This is a genomic window from Rossellomorea aquimaris (assembly GCF_008180865.1).
Classification (GTDB): domain Bacteria; phylum Bacillota; class Bacilli; order Bacillales; family Bacillaceae_B; genus Rossellomorea; species Rossellomorea yichunensis.
This window is the reverse complement of the sequence record NZ_VTEX01000002.1, coordinates 688,706-703,923: the sequence shown is the minus strand read 5'-3', so window position 1 is coordinate 703,923 and position 15,218 is coordinate 688,706. Positions and strand designations below refer to the sequence as shown.

The 15,218-nt window shown below is 43.0% G+C and carries 20 protein-coding genes; 17 read left to right on the top strand and 3 right to left on the bottom strand.

Annotated features, from left to right (window positions below; genetic code table 11):
• Window positions 1-47 precede the first annotated feature (47 nt).
• The 9 genes from FZC88_RS23990 (at window position 48) to FZC88_RS11055 (ending at window position 5,437) form a co-directional block, all read left to right on the top strand.
• Window positions 48-221, top strand: a complete 174-nt coding sequence (locus tag FZC88_RS23990) for a hypothetical protein (RefSeq protein ID WP_187443585.1) — start codon at window positions 48-50, stop codon at window positions 219-221.
• Between the two features lie 9 nt (window positions 222-230).
• A complete protein-coding gene (locus FZC88_RS11090; RefSeq protein WP_148994899.1) occupies window positions 231-524 on the top strand; it encodes a DUF4362 domain-containing protein in 294 nt (97 codons plus the stop codon).
• 81 nt (window positions 525-605) lie between these two features.
• Entirely contained in the window at window positions 606-983 is a 378-nt protein-coding gene (locus FZC88_RS11085) for a hotdog domain-containing protein (protein WP_148994898.1), read from the top strand.
• Between the two features lie 374 nt (window positions 984-1,357).
• A complete protein-coding gene (locus FZC88_RS11080; protein WP_148994897.1) occupies window positions 1,358-1,924 on the top strand; it encodes a nucleotidyltransferase family protein in 567 nt (188 codons plus the stop codon).
• A gap of 13 nt (window positions 1,925-1,937) precedes the next feature.
• A complete protein-coding gene (locus FZC88_RS11075) occupies window positions 1,938-2,480 on the top strand; it encodes an aspartyl-tRNA synthetase (protein ID WP_148967477.1) in 543 nt (180 codons plus the stop codon).
• 35 nt (window positions 2,481-2,515) lie between these two features.
• Window positions 2,516-2,935, top strand: a complete 420-nt coding sequence (locus FZC88_RS11070) for a DUF4181 domain-containing protein (protein WP_148994896.1) — start codon at window positions 2,516-2,518, stop codon at window positions 2,933-2,935.
• 128 nt (window positions 2,936-3,063) lie between these two features.
• Window positions 3,064-3,606, top strand: a complete 543-nt coding sequence (lepB, locus tag FZC88_RS11065) for a signal peptidase I (RefSeq protein ID WP_148968155.1) — start codon at window positions 3,064-3,066, stop codon at window positions 3,604-3,606.
• Between the two features lie 91 nt (window positions 3,607-3,697).
• Window positions 3,698-3,967, top strand: coding sequence for a SunI/YnzG family protein (locus tag FZC88_RS11060; RefSeq protein WP_148994895.1), 270 nt, complete (start codon window positions 3,698-3,700; stop codon window positions 3,965-3,967).
• A 51-nt stretch (window positions 3,968-4,018) separates the two neighbouring features.
• Window positions 4,019-5,437, top strand: coding sequence for a bifunctional metallophosphatase/5'-nucleotidase (locus FZC88_RS11055; RefSeq protein WP_148994894.1), 1,419 nt, complete (start codon window positions 4,019-4,021; stop codon window positions 5,435-5,437).
• A gap of 119 nt (window positions 5,438-5,556) precedes the next feature.
• Here FZC88_RS11055 and FZC88_RS11050 read toward each other — a convergent pair whose 3' ends face one another.
• Window positions 5,557-6,480, bottom strand: coding sequence for a bifunctional helix-turn-helix transcriptional regulator/GNAT family N-acetyltransferase (locus tag FZC88_RS11050; protein ID WP_148994893.1), 924 nt, complete (start codon window positions 6,478-6,480; stop codon window positions 5,557-5,559).
• 258 nt (window positions 6,481-6,738) lie between these two features.
• On the opposite strand from FZC88_RS11050, the gene FZC88_RS11045 reads away from it, so the two are divergent.
• The 8 genes from FZC88_RS11045 to FZC88_RS11010 all read left to right on the top strand — a co-directional run bounded on the left by FZC88_RS11045 (window position 6,739) and on the right by FZC88_RS11010 (window position 13,215).
• The gene (locus FZC88_RS11045; RefSeq protein ID WP_262371832.1) at window positions 6,739-8,511 is read left to right on the top strand and encodes a M3 family oligoendopeptidase; all 1,773 of its coding nucleotides are present in this window, start codon (window positions 6,739-6,741) and stop codon (window positions 8,509-8,511) included.
• Window positions 8,508-8,747: a hypothetical protein gene (locus tag FZC88_RS11040; protein ID WP_148967481.1), complete on the top strand. Its 240-nt coding sequence runs from the start codon at window positions 8,508-8,510 to the stop codon at window positions 8,745-8,747. Before FZC88_RS11045 ends, FZC88_RS11040 begins: the two co-directional genes overlap by 4 nt.
• A gap of 28 nt (window positions 8,748-8,775) precedes the next feature.
• Window positions 8,776-9,417: a uridine kinase family protein gene (locus FZC88_RS11035; protein ID WP_148994892.1), complete on the top strand. Its 642-nt coding sequence runs from the start codon at window positions 8,776-8,778 to the stop codon at window positions 9,415-9,417.
• A 79-nt stretch (window positions 9,418-9,496) separates the two neighbouring features.
• Window positions 9,497-9,892 (top strand): hypothetical protein, encoded by a 396-nt coding sequence (locus FZC88_RS11030; RefSeq protein ID WP_148968157.1) that lies wholly within the window; start codon window positions 9,497-9,499, stop codon window positions 9,890-9,892.
• Between the two features lie 15 nt (window positions 9,893-9,907).
• A complete protein-coding gene (locus FZC88_RS11025) occupies window positions 9,908-10,147 on the top strand; it encodes a hypothetical protein (RefSeq protein WP_148967483.1) in 240 nt (79 codons plus the stop codon).
• 124 nt (window positions 10,148-10,271) lie between these two features.
• Window positions 10,272-10,586, top strand: a complete 315-nt coding sequence (locus FZC88_RS11020) for a hypothetical protein (RefSeq protein ID WP_262371831.1) — start codon at window positions 10,272-10,274, stop codon at window positions 10,584-10,586.
• A 246-nt stretch (window positions 10,587-10,832) separates the two neighbouring features.
• Complete coding sequence (locus FZC88_RS11015) at window positions 10,833-12,176, top strand: copper amine oxidase (RefSeq protein WP_148994891.1); 1,344 nt, start codon at window positions 10,833-10,835, stop codon at window positions 12,174-12,176.
• A gap of 64 nt (window positions 12,177-12,240) precedes the next feature.
• Entirely contained in the window at window positions 12,241-13,215 is a 975-nt protein-coding gene (locus FZC88_RS11010) for a class F sortase (protein ID WP_187443584.1), read from the top strand.
• A 194-nt stretch (window positions 13,216-13,409) separates the two neighbouring features.
• Here the strand turns inward: FZC88_RS11010 and FZC88_RS11005 are convergent, their stop codons facing one another.
• Together FZC88_RS11005 and FZC88_RS11000 are read right to left on the bottom strand one after the other, a co-directional pair.
• Window positions 13,410-14,255, bottom strand: coding sequence for a hypothetical protein (locus FZC88_RS11005; RefSeq protein WP_148994889.1), 846 nt, complete (start codon window positions 14,253-14,255; stop codon window positions 13,410-13,412).
• Window positions 14,242-15,153: a WD40/YVTN/BNR-like repeat-containing protein gene (locus FZC88_RS11000; RefSeq protein WP_148994888.1), complete on the bottom strand. Its 912-nt coding sequence runs from the start codon at window positions 15,151-15,153 to the stop codon at window positions 14,242-14,244. Before FZC88_RS11000 ends, FZC88_RS11005 begins: the two co-directional genes overlap by 14 nt.
• Window positions 15,154-15,218: the final 65 nt, after the last annotated feature.

Here is a 15,218-nt window from a genome sequence, read left to right as displayed (position 1 = left end):
AATTAATTTTCTCACAACCGATATTAAATGGTGAAGGGGGACATAGCGTGATTAAGAGAAAAGGATTCATTCCTTCGTTGCTATTCGGAAGTATCATTTTGTGCACGATCGCAGTCATTGCGTTCTTTGTATTTCAAGGTGATGAGGCGAGAGAAATAATCAAGGATGGATTCTCAGATGATGAGCAAGTCTCCCAAACGGACGAAGAAGTAATCAATTAACACGGAAACATCAGTAATCTAGAAGCTTTAGATACCTTTATTGATAAGTTGAAAGATAAACAAAAGGCAAAAATCAATGTGATTCAATATGGGATTGAGGGGCAGAGAGTGGTTGAAGAATTGACCTATAATGGGGAGGATGTCCACGTTTATCGAAGTGTAGATGAGGAGTTCATTGAAGAATTCCGGTGTGAAAATGTGTTGATGAATGAAGATGGTCGAATGAAACAGTATATTTTAAAGCAATGTACAGGTAATTTCACTGGGGATACTGTTTTATTATTTGAAAATATTGAGGATTAGTTCCGTTTGTGCAAATCATCAATTTTCTAATAACAACAACGGCTACTGTTTTGCTGATTCGGAAGCAATAGGGGGATGAAAATGACTTTAAAAGTAGGAGACATCATCAGCTTTGAACGGACTTTTAATAGAAAAGATGTTGAATTGTTCACCGAGATTTCAGGTGATGAAGGCATTCACCATTTAACGCCGGATGAACAAGGAAAACTAGTGGTTCAAGGATTGTTGACGGCTACTTTACCAACTAAAGTAGGTGGAGATCATAACGTATTGGCTCGGGAGATGAATTTTGAGTTTTTAAGACCAGTATTTACTGGGGATACCATCATGTGCGAAGTGAAAATTGAAAATTATGAAAGAACAGAAAATGGCAGAACAGCTATCAGGGCCACTTTTTTATGCAGAAATCAGAAAGAAAAAGAAGTTTTAAGAGGGGGTTTTTCAGGAGTAATACTTTAATCCGACTCGCTGGGAATGACGAATACTCTGGAGACATAGCTTGATGGACCTAAAGCAACATAAGGGAGGGAATCATGGGCTTTGTTATTACATTTATGAACATATGGTTATGCAGTTTTCTGATTGCGAGATTGCTAAGTCCGTTTGGGAAGATGTATTGGAGAAATGATTTAACGATTACTTGTGCACAAGCATTTCTGATTACCTTCCTCTTGTTTTTATTTTCTGGAGGATTCAACTGACGTTAATGGAATTAAGATGGCAGCCACCCAAAAAGAAAACCGGATTGACGTTCTGGTTGCTGAAGAGGTTATAACCAATTTCGAGGGGTAACTTTTTAGAGTAGAAATAGATTGGTAGAGGAGTATTTTCAAATGCTGAAAAATAAAGAAGATGTCATCAAGTTGATTGAGAACGACCCTGGCATGATGGAGATTATTAAGGCTGCAAGTTCATTGGATCTACCCGATTGGTGGATATGCGCTGGATTTGTACGTTCAATAATATGGGATACTCTCCATGGATATAAAGAAAGAACCAATCTTCAAGATGTTGATGTCATCTATTTTGATAAAGAAAATTGTGATGAAGGAATCGAAAAAAGGTTAGAAGCAGAATTACGATCCATCATGCCTCACATTCCCTGGTCTGTTAAGAATGAGGCAAGGATGCATGTTGTAAACGATCTTCCCCCTTATACTTCTTCTGAGGACGCAATTTCAAAATTTCCTGAGACAGTCACTGCTCTTGGAGTGAAGTTGGACAGGGAAGGTCATTTGGTCCTAACTGCTCCTTGTGGATTGGATGATGTGATCAAGCTGGAAGTTAAGCCGACTCCTTTTTTTAGAGAGACGGAAGAGCGGGTTTCCATTTATGAAGAGCGGATTAGGAAGAAGGATTGGAAGGGGACTTGGCCTGGGGTTATCGTTCATCATGTATAGAAGAGGAGAAAACGTGAAAAACGCTACAATTCTAAAATATGTATTTTTATTTATAGTTGTTATAGCCCTTACTGCTTCTTGGGCTTATGCAGAAGATCAGGACTCGTATTCAGAACCGCACAAAGCCATTCAGGCGGTGGATAAGGACCTTCAGTTGATTCTTGCCTACAAGCTAGGGGATGAGTCCCTGTACTTTTTCATTAAAGATAAGACCAATCTTGGGGCTACGAAGGTTCGAAAGGGAATATTCGGCTGGAAAAGCGGGATGTTTACCTGGGGGCCGTTTGATCCAGACAGGGATTATGAAAATCTGCAAGGGATCCAAGGTCATGAAGAGGGCTTGGTGTATGGCTTGATCAGAAATGGTGATGAGAGAGTCGTGACCGTTGATGATCAAGAAGCTTCGATGGTGAATTTGTCCATGTTATCCCCCTCAGTAGTAAAGGAATATCAATTGGAGGGGTTATATATTTGGTATTTTAAGAGTGATACCCATGAACAGGTTAAGTTGCTTCGTAAGGATACCAGGGAAATCATCGAATCCCTAGATTTATAGAATCGAATACATACAGGGGGGGGGGAGGACGTGAAATGGATTCATTATGGTTGAAATTCATTCTATTTATCACAAGTTATGCTTTATTGATCTTCTTGTTTAATAAAGGAATGAGAAAGTGGTTTAAAGTGAAAAAGAAGAAGCTGTTATCCTATCATCATTTGAATGGAAAGCACAAGAAGATAGATTGGATGATCAGAATTACCTTCGTTATCCTGATTTTCGTTGGCGGTTTTTACAATGCTACCCTGCCTCCACTAGATAGAATGTGGTTCTTGGAAACTCATATCCTGCTTTTTGTCTTCGTCCTTTTGTCTGAAACGGTTAGAGCAGTTATGGAGAAGCGATACGCAGAAAATAGGAATGATTATAAACTCACTATTTCTCAGTTAACCTTTCTATCATTTTCGTTGTTATTGATCTTCAGCACTGATTTTTTTGGGTTGTTTGAATAATCATACTTAATAAGTACATGACGAATGAAACTTTCACCGGTTTCAAACGTATGTAAGAAAAAGTAAAATTGGCAATAGTGTAAAAGATGCTATTTCTTATTTTAAGGAAAGAAAAGAGGATGGAGATCGTGGTTGAACAGGAAAATGTGGTTTTAGAATGGGTTAAAGCTTTGGTGATCGCATTAGTCGTTGTCTTTATTGTCCGTACGTTCTTAGTCACTCCAATCATGGTGAAGGGATCTTCGATGAATACGACTCTGCAAGACCGGGAGCGGATGATTGTGTCCAAGTTAGGGGATACAGAGCGATTTGATATCGTTGTGTTTCACGCAAATGAGGAACAGGATTATATTAAGCGTGTGATTGGCCTCCCTGGAGATAAGATCGAGTATAAAAATGATACCTTGTATGTGAATGGAAAAGCGTATGAAGAGCCGTACCTTAATGAGCAAAAAGAGAATGTACAGGGTGAATTGACCAGGCCTTTTACCTTGGAGGATACGGCTGTTGGACAATCGACCGTTCCGGAAGGCCATCTGTTCGTGATGGGGGATAACAGAAGGGATAGCAAGGATAGCAGGCATATTGGGGCGATTCCAATGGAGGAGATAGTTGGGACCACGAATGTTGTGTTTTATCCGCTTAAGGATATGAGGATTGTGGGAGAGTAGTTTATTTTGGAAAGACGCTACAAAATCGTAATGGCTTTTTCTCTAGTGCTAGAAGCAACTCATTTAATGAATAAAGATGGGTGTGAAAGATATGGAAGTAAAAGTCTCAAAGAATGACGAAAACTTAAATATCAAATGGCAATTAAGTAACATCATTATTCCTTTATCTGATATTAAAGAAGTGCGAGATGATGATACATATAGCGGTGAAGGGAAAACAGCAATGAGAATAGGTTATCCATATGGACACACGGATAGAGTCGTGATTCAAACAAATTCAGAAACGTTTATTCTGTTCACTAGTAATGGTTTGAAAGAGAAGATTTTGTCGTACATTGGGGCACCAAAAGGATTGTCTTGATCACTAGCGGTCATCTAATTAAGTAAACACTAATAAACAGGGGGAAAACCTATGAAAAAATCAATCACCATTCTCCACACCAACGACCTTCACGGAAACTATGATTTGGTAGTACGGCAGGCTGCGTTCATAAAGAAACGTGTCAGGGAGCTTAAGGCGCAAGGAGAAAGTTATTTATTGGTGGATGGCGGGGATCATTTGGATATGAGCATCAATGAGTGCTTGGCGACAGATGGCCATATGCATTTAGAGATGCTTGCGGATGTCGGGTATCATGCGATGTCTGTGGGGAATAATGAGCTGCTGCGATCGACACCGGCGTTGATACGAAAGCATAGCCGGGAGACCAGAGTGCCGTGGTTGTTATCGAATCTTGTAGAGGGTGACGGGACTTCCATCGGCGGGATGAAAGAAACGCTCCTCGTGACAGTGGATAACGATGTGAAGGTTGGATTATTTGGAGCGACCGATCAATTCGAGGATCTTTATGAAAATAAGCACGGATTCAGGAATCGGGAAACCCTTACGGCCATCAAAAAAGCGGTGGCGGACTTAAAAGCTCAGGGTGCAGATGTCATCGTCTTTCTATCCCATCTGGGTTATGGTGCCGATGTGGAGATGGCGAAAGAAGTCAGTGGCCTGGTCGATGTGATCGTGGGGGCTCACTCTCATACGGTGCTTCAAAGTCCCGTTGTGGAATCTGGTGTCCTGATTGTTCAAGCAGGGTCTCACGGACAATATGTCGGAGAGCTACAATTGGATTTACATATCGAGAATGGTCTTCCTAAGGTTGAATCATTCGAAGGGAAATTAGTAGAAATCACTCTCGATTCCGAAAACGATGCCAGCATGGAAGCCATTTTAGAAAAGGGTCGTGAGGAAACGAATGAATTTCTGTCTGAGGTATTGTTTACGACGAGGGAAGACCTTACTCATGCTGATGTCATTCAGTTAATGGCTGAAGCCGTTCGGGACTACTGGAAGTCTGAGGTTGGCATTATGTATGGTGGAGCCGCTGTGGACCAAGGCTTGGAATCCGGCGATGTGACGAAGGGCGATGTGTACAACAGATGCAAAAGCATGCATTCTCCAGTATTGATGGAGCTTAAAGGTAAACAAATCGTGAGATTGATAGAAGATAGTTTTAATGGGGAGGTTACCTCCAAACAGGTATACGGAAATGGATTCAGGCCGCACGGCATCCCGATTGGGGGTTTAGTGTTTTCTGGAGTTACGTGGAGTCACCATGACGGAATAATTTCTGATGTTAAAGTGAATGGGGAAAGCCTGGTGGAAGAGAAGGTCTACAGAGTAGGGACAGGGTCTCCGTTACTGTACGAAGAAGTATGTGGATATTCTTCGGTGAAGGGGAATACATTGATCGAGGTTGGAAAGACAGAGATGGTGAAGGATGTGTTTATGAATTATCTAAGAGCCTGCCGGGAAAATTCCGTGATGTTAAATCTATAGGATGTCAGTGACCAGGACGGGATTCAAGTGACCGTCCCTGGAACTTCTTTTTGAGTAATGACCCCTAATTTTCAACTTATCTTTTGTCGACAATTGGGGTCAGACTCCCGTTAATCCTGCTATTCAGAGAGAGCGAGATCCCATCGTTCTTCCATTAATGTAGTCCCGGTCCATTCTTCATTTGCCTTTTCTTCCGTTAGTTTAAATTGATATTTCTGGTAGAGGTACCGAGCGGTTGTTAATGTGCTCACAGTCCATAAGAATACATGATCATAGCTGTTTTCTTTACAGAAATGAAGGGCAGTCTCCATGAGCTTTTTTCCTATGCCCATTCCCTGATAGTTCTCGTCTAATACGAACCACCTAAGCTGAGCAACGGTATCACTTGACTTCGCTATGGCAATCGAACCGACGATTTCATTATCTATTTCAGCCACCCATAGTTCTCCTCCATCTGAATTCATCATGAATTCAGTCAACCCTTTCATGACGTAATATTCGAACATCGGTCCAAACTGATATTTTCTGTCGTACAACCTTCCATGCAAGTATGCGACGTATCCCAGATCGCCCGGTTGAAATGGTCGGATGGAAATCACTGGCCGGGCTTGCGGTTCATCCGAATAAATGGTTTCGATTGTTTCCATAGATGAAACTAATTGGGACAGTTCTTGTTCGGACAGGTTTTCAATCATTTTAGCTACTCCGATATTAGCATTTTCAACCAGATCATGATAAATGCCCGTACCCTTGTCGGTGAGGTAAAGGGAATATTGGCGTTTGTCATGGCTGGACTGCTTTTTCATAATGAGGTTTTCGTCTTCAAACCGTTGAATGATCCGGCTCATATAGCCTTTATCAACTCCAAGATTCTCTCTAATCTCTGTGGAGGTACAGCCGTTCCTTTCATGAATGTCTGTTATGACTCGGGCTTCTGTTAATGAAAAAGGCTGGTTATACAGTTCCTGATCAATCTTACCAAGTACATTTGCATATAATCTGTTGAATTTACGGATCTTCTCGATAACTTTAATTGATTCCATGAATAGACCTCCTTGGGATCGTGAATCTATCTACAAAATAAGTGTAATGTATATTAGTTGACTAAGTCAACTATATCCTGTATGTGTAATCTGGAAAAATTCTAACAGGTATATGGTTTATGATACGCTTTGGCAATCTTTGATTACTTGTTTAAAATTAAAACTTTTAGAATTCTAAACAAGTAAGAGTTGGAGAATAGTTCAAAAAAAGGTAAAATAAGAACATACGTTTCGTTCGGAACTTGATAGGGGGAGATAATGGTGACTCAAACAAAATATAATCCAATATGGAATCTCGACAGCATCTTCAAAGGTGGAAGCACATCACCCGGATTGCATGACCATATGAAACAGACAAAAGCCAAGATCATGAAGCTGGAGGAGACCATGAAAAAGTGGACGACTCCACTTAGCGGTTCGGATCAACTAGCAGGCTTCCTTAATCAGCTTAGAGAAATAAAGCAGTCCATATCACAAGCAAGATCCTACGCCATATGTCTTCTTTCAGAAAATCCGAAAGACCAGGGCGCACAATTCTATAGAGGGGAAACCACGGTTCTTCAATCAAAATATGATTCTATTACCAGTGACCTGAAAAGGAAATTAGCCCATACGGAGGAACCGATATGGAAGCGTTTGCTTGATTCAGAGGACTTAAAGGAGTATCGATTCATCCTGGGTGAATGGCGTGAAGAAGCGGACCGGGAGCCTGTAAAGGAAGTGTCGGGCCTCATGGCAGACGGGTACCACGCCTGGGGGCAGTTCTATCAATCGTACATGAGCAGTATCAAGGTCCGGGTGAATGGTCAGGATTTCTCGGTTGGACAGGCGATCAATCTGCGTTCGCATCACGATGCTTCGGTTCGAAAAGAATCCCATGAGGCACTGGTGGAAAAGTGGACGGAACATGAGGGACAGTTCGCGCAAATCCTGAATCATCTCGCAGGATTCAGGTTGAACATGTATAGGAGCGTGGGGATTGGAGACGTCCTCCAAGCCCCTCTCGCCCAAAACCGGATGAAGGAAGAAACGCTGAATAGCATGTTTTCAGTCATGGAGAGATATAAAAAACCCTTTACCGATTATCTGAACGTGAAAGCCTGGATGAACGGTGATGCCAAAATGAAGTCCTATAACTTTTGGTCCCCAATGAATGACCATCACCAAGGAATCGAATACGGAGAAGCCGCCGCGTTGATCGAGGAACAATTTCGTACGTTCGGTCCGGAAATGGGACGGTTCGCGGAGAAGGCTTTCCGCGAAGGCTGGGTCGAAGCGGAAAACCGTCCTGGAAAGTCTGCGGTTCCCATTTGTGCAGGATTTCCGTTAACAGGGGAGTCCAGGGTTTTCATCACCTTTCCCGGCACCTTCAAAGGGGTGTTGACCCTTGTGCATGAACTGGGTCATGCCTTTCATAACCATGCGATGAAATCGGTGAACGGGATGAACAAAGCCTATCCCATGAGCTTGGCCGAAACGGCGTCGACCTTCGCAGAGATGATCATCCTGGAGGCGGCCATGGAAAAAGCGGAGTCGGACGAAGAGAAGCTGTTTATCCTTGATGAAAAATTGAAAAGAAGCGTTATGAACTTTATGAATTTACATGCACGGTTCATCTTTGAAAGGGACTTTCACGAAGAGCGGAAAAAGGGGTTCGTCCCCGCAGCACGCTTGAACGAACTGATGGAGTCTGCCATGGAGAAGGGGTATGCCGGTTCCCTTGATGAAGTTCCGGTGCACTCCTGGATATGGACGCCCCACTTCTATAAAACAGAATCTCCTTTCTATAACTTTCCTTACACCTTTGGGTATTTACTTGCACTCAACTTCTTCGCAAGGGCGAAGGAAACGGGGAAAGGATTCGAGGAGCATTATATGGACCTTTTGCGGGATTCAGGAAGCATGTCGGCAGAAGACCTCGTCATGAAGCATTTAGGGGAAGACATTACCGAAGAAGCCTTTTGGGATAAAGGGATGAGGTTATGTATAGAGGATAGCGAGGAATTTGTAAGATTGGCAACTTCCCGATGAAAAAGATTCAGTTGCTGATAGCCCTTCCTTCTATTCTATTATTATGTGTTTCTCTGTTTTTCGATCTCGATTACATACTCTATCTATCCCTGGCCGGATTCTTACTGGCAATGGTCATCAAGCAATTAAGGATGCGGAATCGGATGTATGAACTGGGGCATCCAGACCGGAATCTTGATCGGCATGAGGATGGGGACGAGGGTGATTCAGAAATCGATGTCAGCGGGGATGATTGAGAACAGCTTAAAAATGAGGAGAGAATTCATGGACAAGGCCTTACATAACATAGTCAAACGATTAAACAAGCAGGATGGCAGAATGGTCATCGGCATTTCAGGACACGGTGCTTCCGGTAAAACTACGTTTGCCAAAAAGCTTTTGACGCTCCTGGAAGGAAAAGGGGTCAATTATATCAACACAGATCCTTATATCGTCAATTCCGACGTCAGAAAGCACACCTCCATCCAATATGAATACAACAATGACATCCATCAATCCAAAATGACCGCCTGCCATCCTGCGGCCCACCATCTATTCGCCCTCGACCGGGACGTCAAGATGGTGAGGGAGGGAATGGATTTCTATACACTGGACGTCCCCTATGAGCGGAGTCAGGTCATCTCGTCCCGAAATGACCTGACGATTGTAGAAGGGATGTCTGTTGCATTCAGCAATCCCGATCTTTACGACCTAAAAATTTACTTTTATACGGATGGTGAGACGGAGCTCTTGAGAAGGGTGATCCGCGATGTTTCCGAAAGAGGGATGGATGTGGAGTATTTACGAAAAACCCACGACGAGCGAAGAATTCAATATGAAGTCTTTATGCATCCGAAGCATGAGAAGTTTGATGTGGTGGTGAGAAATTCGGATGAGGGGTATTGGGTGGAGAAGGACATAGAGTAGGTACAGTTCTAATTATGTTTTTTAAACATGATTGGTATTGAGTAAGTTTGATGACATATAAACTACAGGAGGCTAAATGGTGAAGAGACCTTTAGGTGTATCAATCATTGGCTATTTTTATATTTTTGGCAGCATCGTATTATTGTTTACCGCTATTTTTTATCAGGCTGGTGCCGACACCATTAGCATTGCAGAACGATTTGGAGTATCAGTTGTACCCGAACGGATCATGAGAATTGTAGTGGCATTCTTTTCTCTGTTGATGGCTTATGGATACATGAGGTTGAAAAAATGGGGTTTTTGGTTATTGATCTCGTACTCGGTACTATTTGGATTCATCAGTTTCATATTATTTACGAATGAACCTCAACAGCCCTTTATCGGAAATGTTGTTTTTTCGGTCATTGTCTTGATTTATACGAACTATGTGAAAGAGGCATTTTTCAAGTCTGCTCCGAGAAATCAGTCTATTTAAGACAGGAGAGATACGATGAAGGATAAGAAAGGCACTAACATACTGATCTTCGTCGGTTGGTTGTCGATCATTTTGGCGTTCTTCACCCCCTCGATTTTTCACGGTTTTATCGCCTTTTGCGTGGGGCTGGTCTTAAGAAAGGACTACGAGAAAAAACAGTATGGAATGGTTTTCATGGTATTAGGGATTATGAGTGAGATAGTACCTCATGTGATAGGATTTCTATTGATTGGGTACATGGAAAAAGCGTTTTAAGGGAGTTTATCTACAGAAGATAAGCTGCAGTTGGAGTGAAAGTATTGCAATTCAACGTTGACTGAAAATTGAAACTTTTCTACAACTCTTTTCGTAAGTATTAATAATACGAGGGGGAATGAATATGAAAAAATTCATAACACGAACATCATTAATAACGGCTGCGATACTTGCTATTGGCATTTGGATCGGGAGCCTTCTGTTCTCTTTTTCTTACGGGGAATGGAGCTTTTTCATCGGTCTCGGAATAACAGTGGGACTTTTCTTTTTCAATAGTAGCGGTGGTGCGCTATCGAAAGGGGCTACTATGGAAGCAAGTGAGGCTGGGTGGAAGATTCAGAAGGACAATGAGCTGAAAGCAAATGTAGGTTCAGTGTTTTATGGAGCGGTTTTTTTTACGTTGATCAGTTTTATCATTATGATGGTTACATATTTTTAATGATAGCATAAAAGGTTTCAAGGATATTCTTGACTAGCGATGATTGAGTAGGGAAAGCGAAGGAACCAGCAGAAATAAAAGGTATAACTGCAGTAGAAATAAAAGGACAAAGGTGCTTACAACCACCTTTGTCCTTTTATTATTTCAAAAAATAAAACTTTTTTTGAAAAAAGTGATCCATATCAAAATACGCTTCGTTATCTTACCAGAACACAAAAAACAAAACAAAAAAGGAGAGTTAAAAAAATGAAAAAAACAAAGATACTTAAGAAAATTGCAGCACCGATGTTAGGATTATCTCTATTAGCTCCGACGGTAAGTTTCGCGGCAGAAACGCCGACAGCGGTGACGCCGGCTTCCGACCTTCGTTCCACATTGGACCAATTACTATCTGAACATTATGTATTAGCGGTCAATGCCATGGTGAAGGATTATAAAGATGCACCGGATGAGAAACAGGCATATGAAGCACTCAATCAAAATGCACTGGACATGACACCGGCAATTGAATCGATTTACGGTAAAGAAGGCGCTCAGAAATTCGAAGAGATCTTTGCCGGACATAATGACTACTCTCCGGATTTCGTAGAAGCGGCACAATCCGATGATGCGGAAATGAGAAAAGCTGCGGAAGCCGAAGTGAAAGAATTCGTCAATGAATTCTCAGCATTCCTTGCAACAGCAACAGAAGGAAATCTTCCAGAAGAGGCAGCAAAAGAAGTACTGGCAGCACATGAGCAGGATGTCATCGAAACATTTGACAGCTATGTAGAAGAAGATTATAAAGCGTATCAAACGAACTTCAAAGAAGGGTACGACAGAATGTTTGATATCTCTAAAGCGTTATCCGGAGCGATCGTAACGCAGATGCCGGATAAATTCAATAACACAAAAGCAGACGCACCGGCAGCGGAATTACGCTCTACATTAAATAATCTGGCAGCAGAGCATTTCGCTTTAGCGGCAATGAGTATGCAAAAGGGTGTAAGTGAAGCACCTGATTATGACACGGCGACTTGGGCTGAAGACATGAACACAGAAGCCTGGACGAAAGCCATCGGATCCATTTATGGTGAAGAAGGAGCGGCACAATTCAAGAAGTTATGGACGAGTGAGCACATCAATGCACAGGCAGACCTTGTAAGTGCGACATTAGCAGGTGACGAAGAAGCAGTGAAGGCAGCGAAAGACAGCCTGGGTATGTTCACTGAAGAATTCGGTACATTCCTTGCGACAGCAACGGAAGGAAATCTTCCGAAAGACGCGGCCATCTCTTCTCTGAAAACACATGAAGATCAAGTTGTGAAAACGTTCGACTCGTATGTAGCGGAAGATTACAAAGGAAGCATGGATAGCTTCCGTGAAGGATATGCGTTCATGTTCGGTGTAGGGAAAGCACTGGGCGACGCTATTGTGAAGCAAAATCCTGAGAAGTTCGCATCCAGTGACATGCCGGAACAAATGCCAAACACCGGTATGGGCGGTGCAGCTGATCAACAAATACCAATGGCTGCATGGATCACATTTGTCGCAGTAGCATTAATGGCTGGTGGAATCATCATCAAGAAAAAATTTGCTGATCAACAATAATTCATAGAGCCATGGGAAGAGCGGGAATCTGCTCTTCTCTCTTCTCTTAAGTGGAGGGAAAATGATGAAGAAACGAATACTTATCATACTGATCGCGGTCCTTATGATTGGTGTTGTCAGCTTTCAGGCAATTGCAAAGGACGGACCTGAGAAAGAAAATCAGACAACTCAATCCGATAAGAAACAAACAGTGGAAAAAGAAAAAGTGAAAACCGGGGTGGGTACCGCCCATAAGGAAGAAGAGTTTGTTCTTCTTGACTCTTTAAAGAAGAAAAAAACAGAGCTTGAAGAGCAGATAAAGGTTCAAGAAGAAGGAATTACGCCTTCCCGTGTCCAGATTCCGAGCATGGACATCGATACCAGCATCATTCCCGTGGGATTACTTGAAAATGGGGAAATGGAAGTTCCTGAAGAAACCGATGTGGTCGGATGGTACGACCGCGGGGTGAAGGTGGGGGCAAAGGGAAATGCCGTCCTTGCTGGACATGTCGACAGTAAGAAAGGCCCGGCGATCTTCTTCTACCTAAAGAACATCAAGGTAGGGGAGAAGATCATCGTCACGGATAAAAAGGGGATGAAACGAACCTTCGAGGTGAAATCGAAGGAAAGCTATCCGAGTGCCGAAGCTCCGATCGAGAAAATCTTCGGACCCTCGGACAAACGGAACCTGAATATCATTACGTGCACAGGTACGTTCAATCATGACGAACACCTTTATCCGGACCGGCTGGTCGTGTATACAGAGCTCATATCTGAAACCAAAGTCAATGAGCTTGAAGCTCCTGAACCACCGACGGCAGTCGAATACGATACCGGATCCCTTTCCTGGCACTCGGTCAATGATGATACGGTGATGGGTTACAGAGTGTATAAAAAGTCCTCAGGCGCGGAAAAGTTCGAACATATCGAAAGCATTTCAGCACATGAACGGAAGAGCTTTTTTGATGGAGGGGGTAAAAAGGGAGATTCGTATTATATTACAACTGTGAATATTGAGGATATGGAATCTGACCCGTCTGAAAAAGTGGTAGTGGAATAAGATTTGGTAGGGGCCCCTTCTCAAACGGAGGGTCTCTTTCTTTAGAATGATTAACGAAGCTAAAGGGAGGGGGAGTCTCCTTCGAAGGGGACTCGTTTGGATTAACATGAAATATTAGAGCAGTTTCCCAGCTTATATCCGATATGATAGTACATAAAAAGCCGGGCTCACCAAAATAGAGATCGGCTTATTTTCTATTCAACAAACGTAAGTCTGACCGGCTCAACAGATTCCAGGCTGGCCTGATACAGTGTAATCTCACCCGCAGGAGGATTGGGATCATTGGAGTGACTTTGGAAATTCTCATTCAGTCCGATCGTCCACTCCGCTTCCCCGTCATGGACGAGGACGATGGCAATGGTGCCGAATTGAACGACATTGTCCCAATTGTACTTCTCGATTTTTCCATCGTGGTCGATGGAGATTCCCTCTGTCGTGCTGTCGATCCTTGCACCATCTCCTTTCCACTGACCCTGAATCGTTGGTCCGACATAGGAATACGAAATGCCGGAATCCCTCGCACCGTATGTTCCGATGTACTGATGGATGCTGTTGTCAGCGGCTGGATAGGTCAATACCGCTATATCTTTCTCCAGCCATTTCACCTTGAATTCACCTTTCGTTTGATAAGGTAGCACTTCCTTTGGCCGGGCGAGGATCCGATAGTATGTTCTGTAATAGGCGGCTTTCCCGGTACCTATATCTTCTTTTAGGACGAATTGGTTCTTCATGCCGGGTGAAAAGCTTACAACCTGTGTCGTTTGCTGACCATGGTGGATGATCAATCCTCCTTGAAGAAGAATGAGGATCGCTACCACCACGGAGGATAGGACTTTCCATGTTTTTGGCAAGGTGAAGAGAATGAAGATGGAGGCAGCCATGCCAATGATGATCAGGATATTGAAGAGATAAAACAACCGATTGTCGATGTATTCCACCTTATATGTTGCGTGCAGGAACAGGTAACCCATCTGGAAGATGAATAAGGTGATGGATAGGATGAATAGCACACGCCCGGTTATTTTCTTAGTCGATTTCATCAGGCTGTACCTCCTCTTGGAATGACCAGGTCCGTCCCCGGTCTATTGAGATGAATTTTCCTTTGACCTTCCCACCCTTATAATCGCCGTTCGGACCTTGATTGACATAGACGGCCAGGTGATCTTCTTCTTCGAACGGGACTTCCGCTATGACGAAGACTTTTTCATATTGATCAGGGATGTCCATCGAAGCCTCGTTCCATGATTGTCCCCCGTCTTGTGTGACTTGGAGGTCGGGCTTTTCCGGATTAAGGATGCCAAATGACAGGAAACCGGTATTTTCGTCAACAAATCCGCCATCAGATATGAGTCGCGTGATATCGGGGCGGGGCATCTCATTCCACGATTTCCCGCCGTCTTTCGATAAGTAGACGGTCGTCAATTCCTGTGACATTGTCCGGTCGGCTGAAAGGATCGCATAGGCGAAAGAATCGTTGATAAAGGCGACTTTCCTAAAACGTATGGGCGGAGAGGAGCCTGTTACCTTGGCATCTTCCCATGTCTGCCCTTTGTTATTTGAGTAGATCAATCGGACGCCTTTATCTGGGGAGCTGTAGTCATGAGCATATAAAAAGGCAGCACGATTTTGGTTCAGAACATAGCTCGCCTCGATCAGCTCGTCCTCATTTCCACTATATTCCCCTTCGAAAAGAAGTTCTTTTTCTATAGGGACTTTCACCCACTCATCTCCTTGGTTGTATGTAATCTGCAGCTGATCCTGCTGAAGTGAGTATCCAACTGGGGCAGCTTCGTTCACTGGTTGAAGCGGAGGGGGAACGGGATCACTTATTTCTGGCGTCTCAGGTTGGTTTACGTTTGGCGTTTTTTCAAAAATGAATGTGCCTGCGATGATTCCGATGACCATCAAAAAAGCCGTCCCAATCATGATGTATTTCACGTTATCAGACTCCTTTGGTTATATTTTCTATTTTATCATGAGGGAAGGATTGAATAGGATAACAT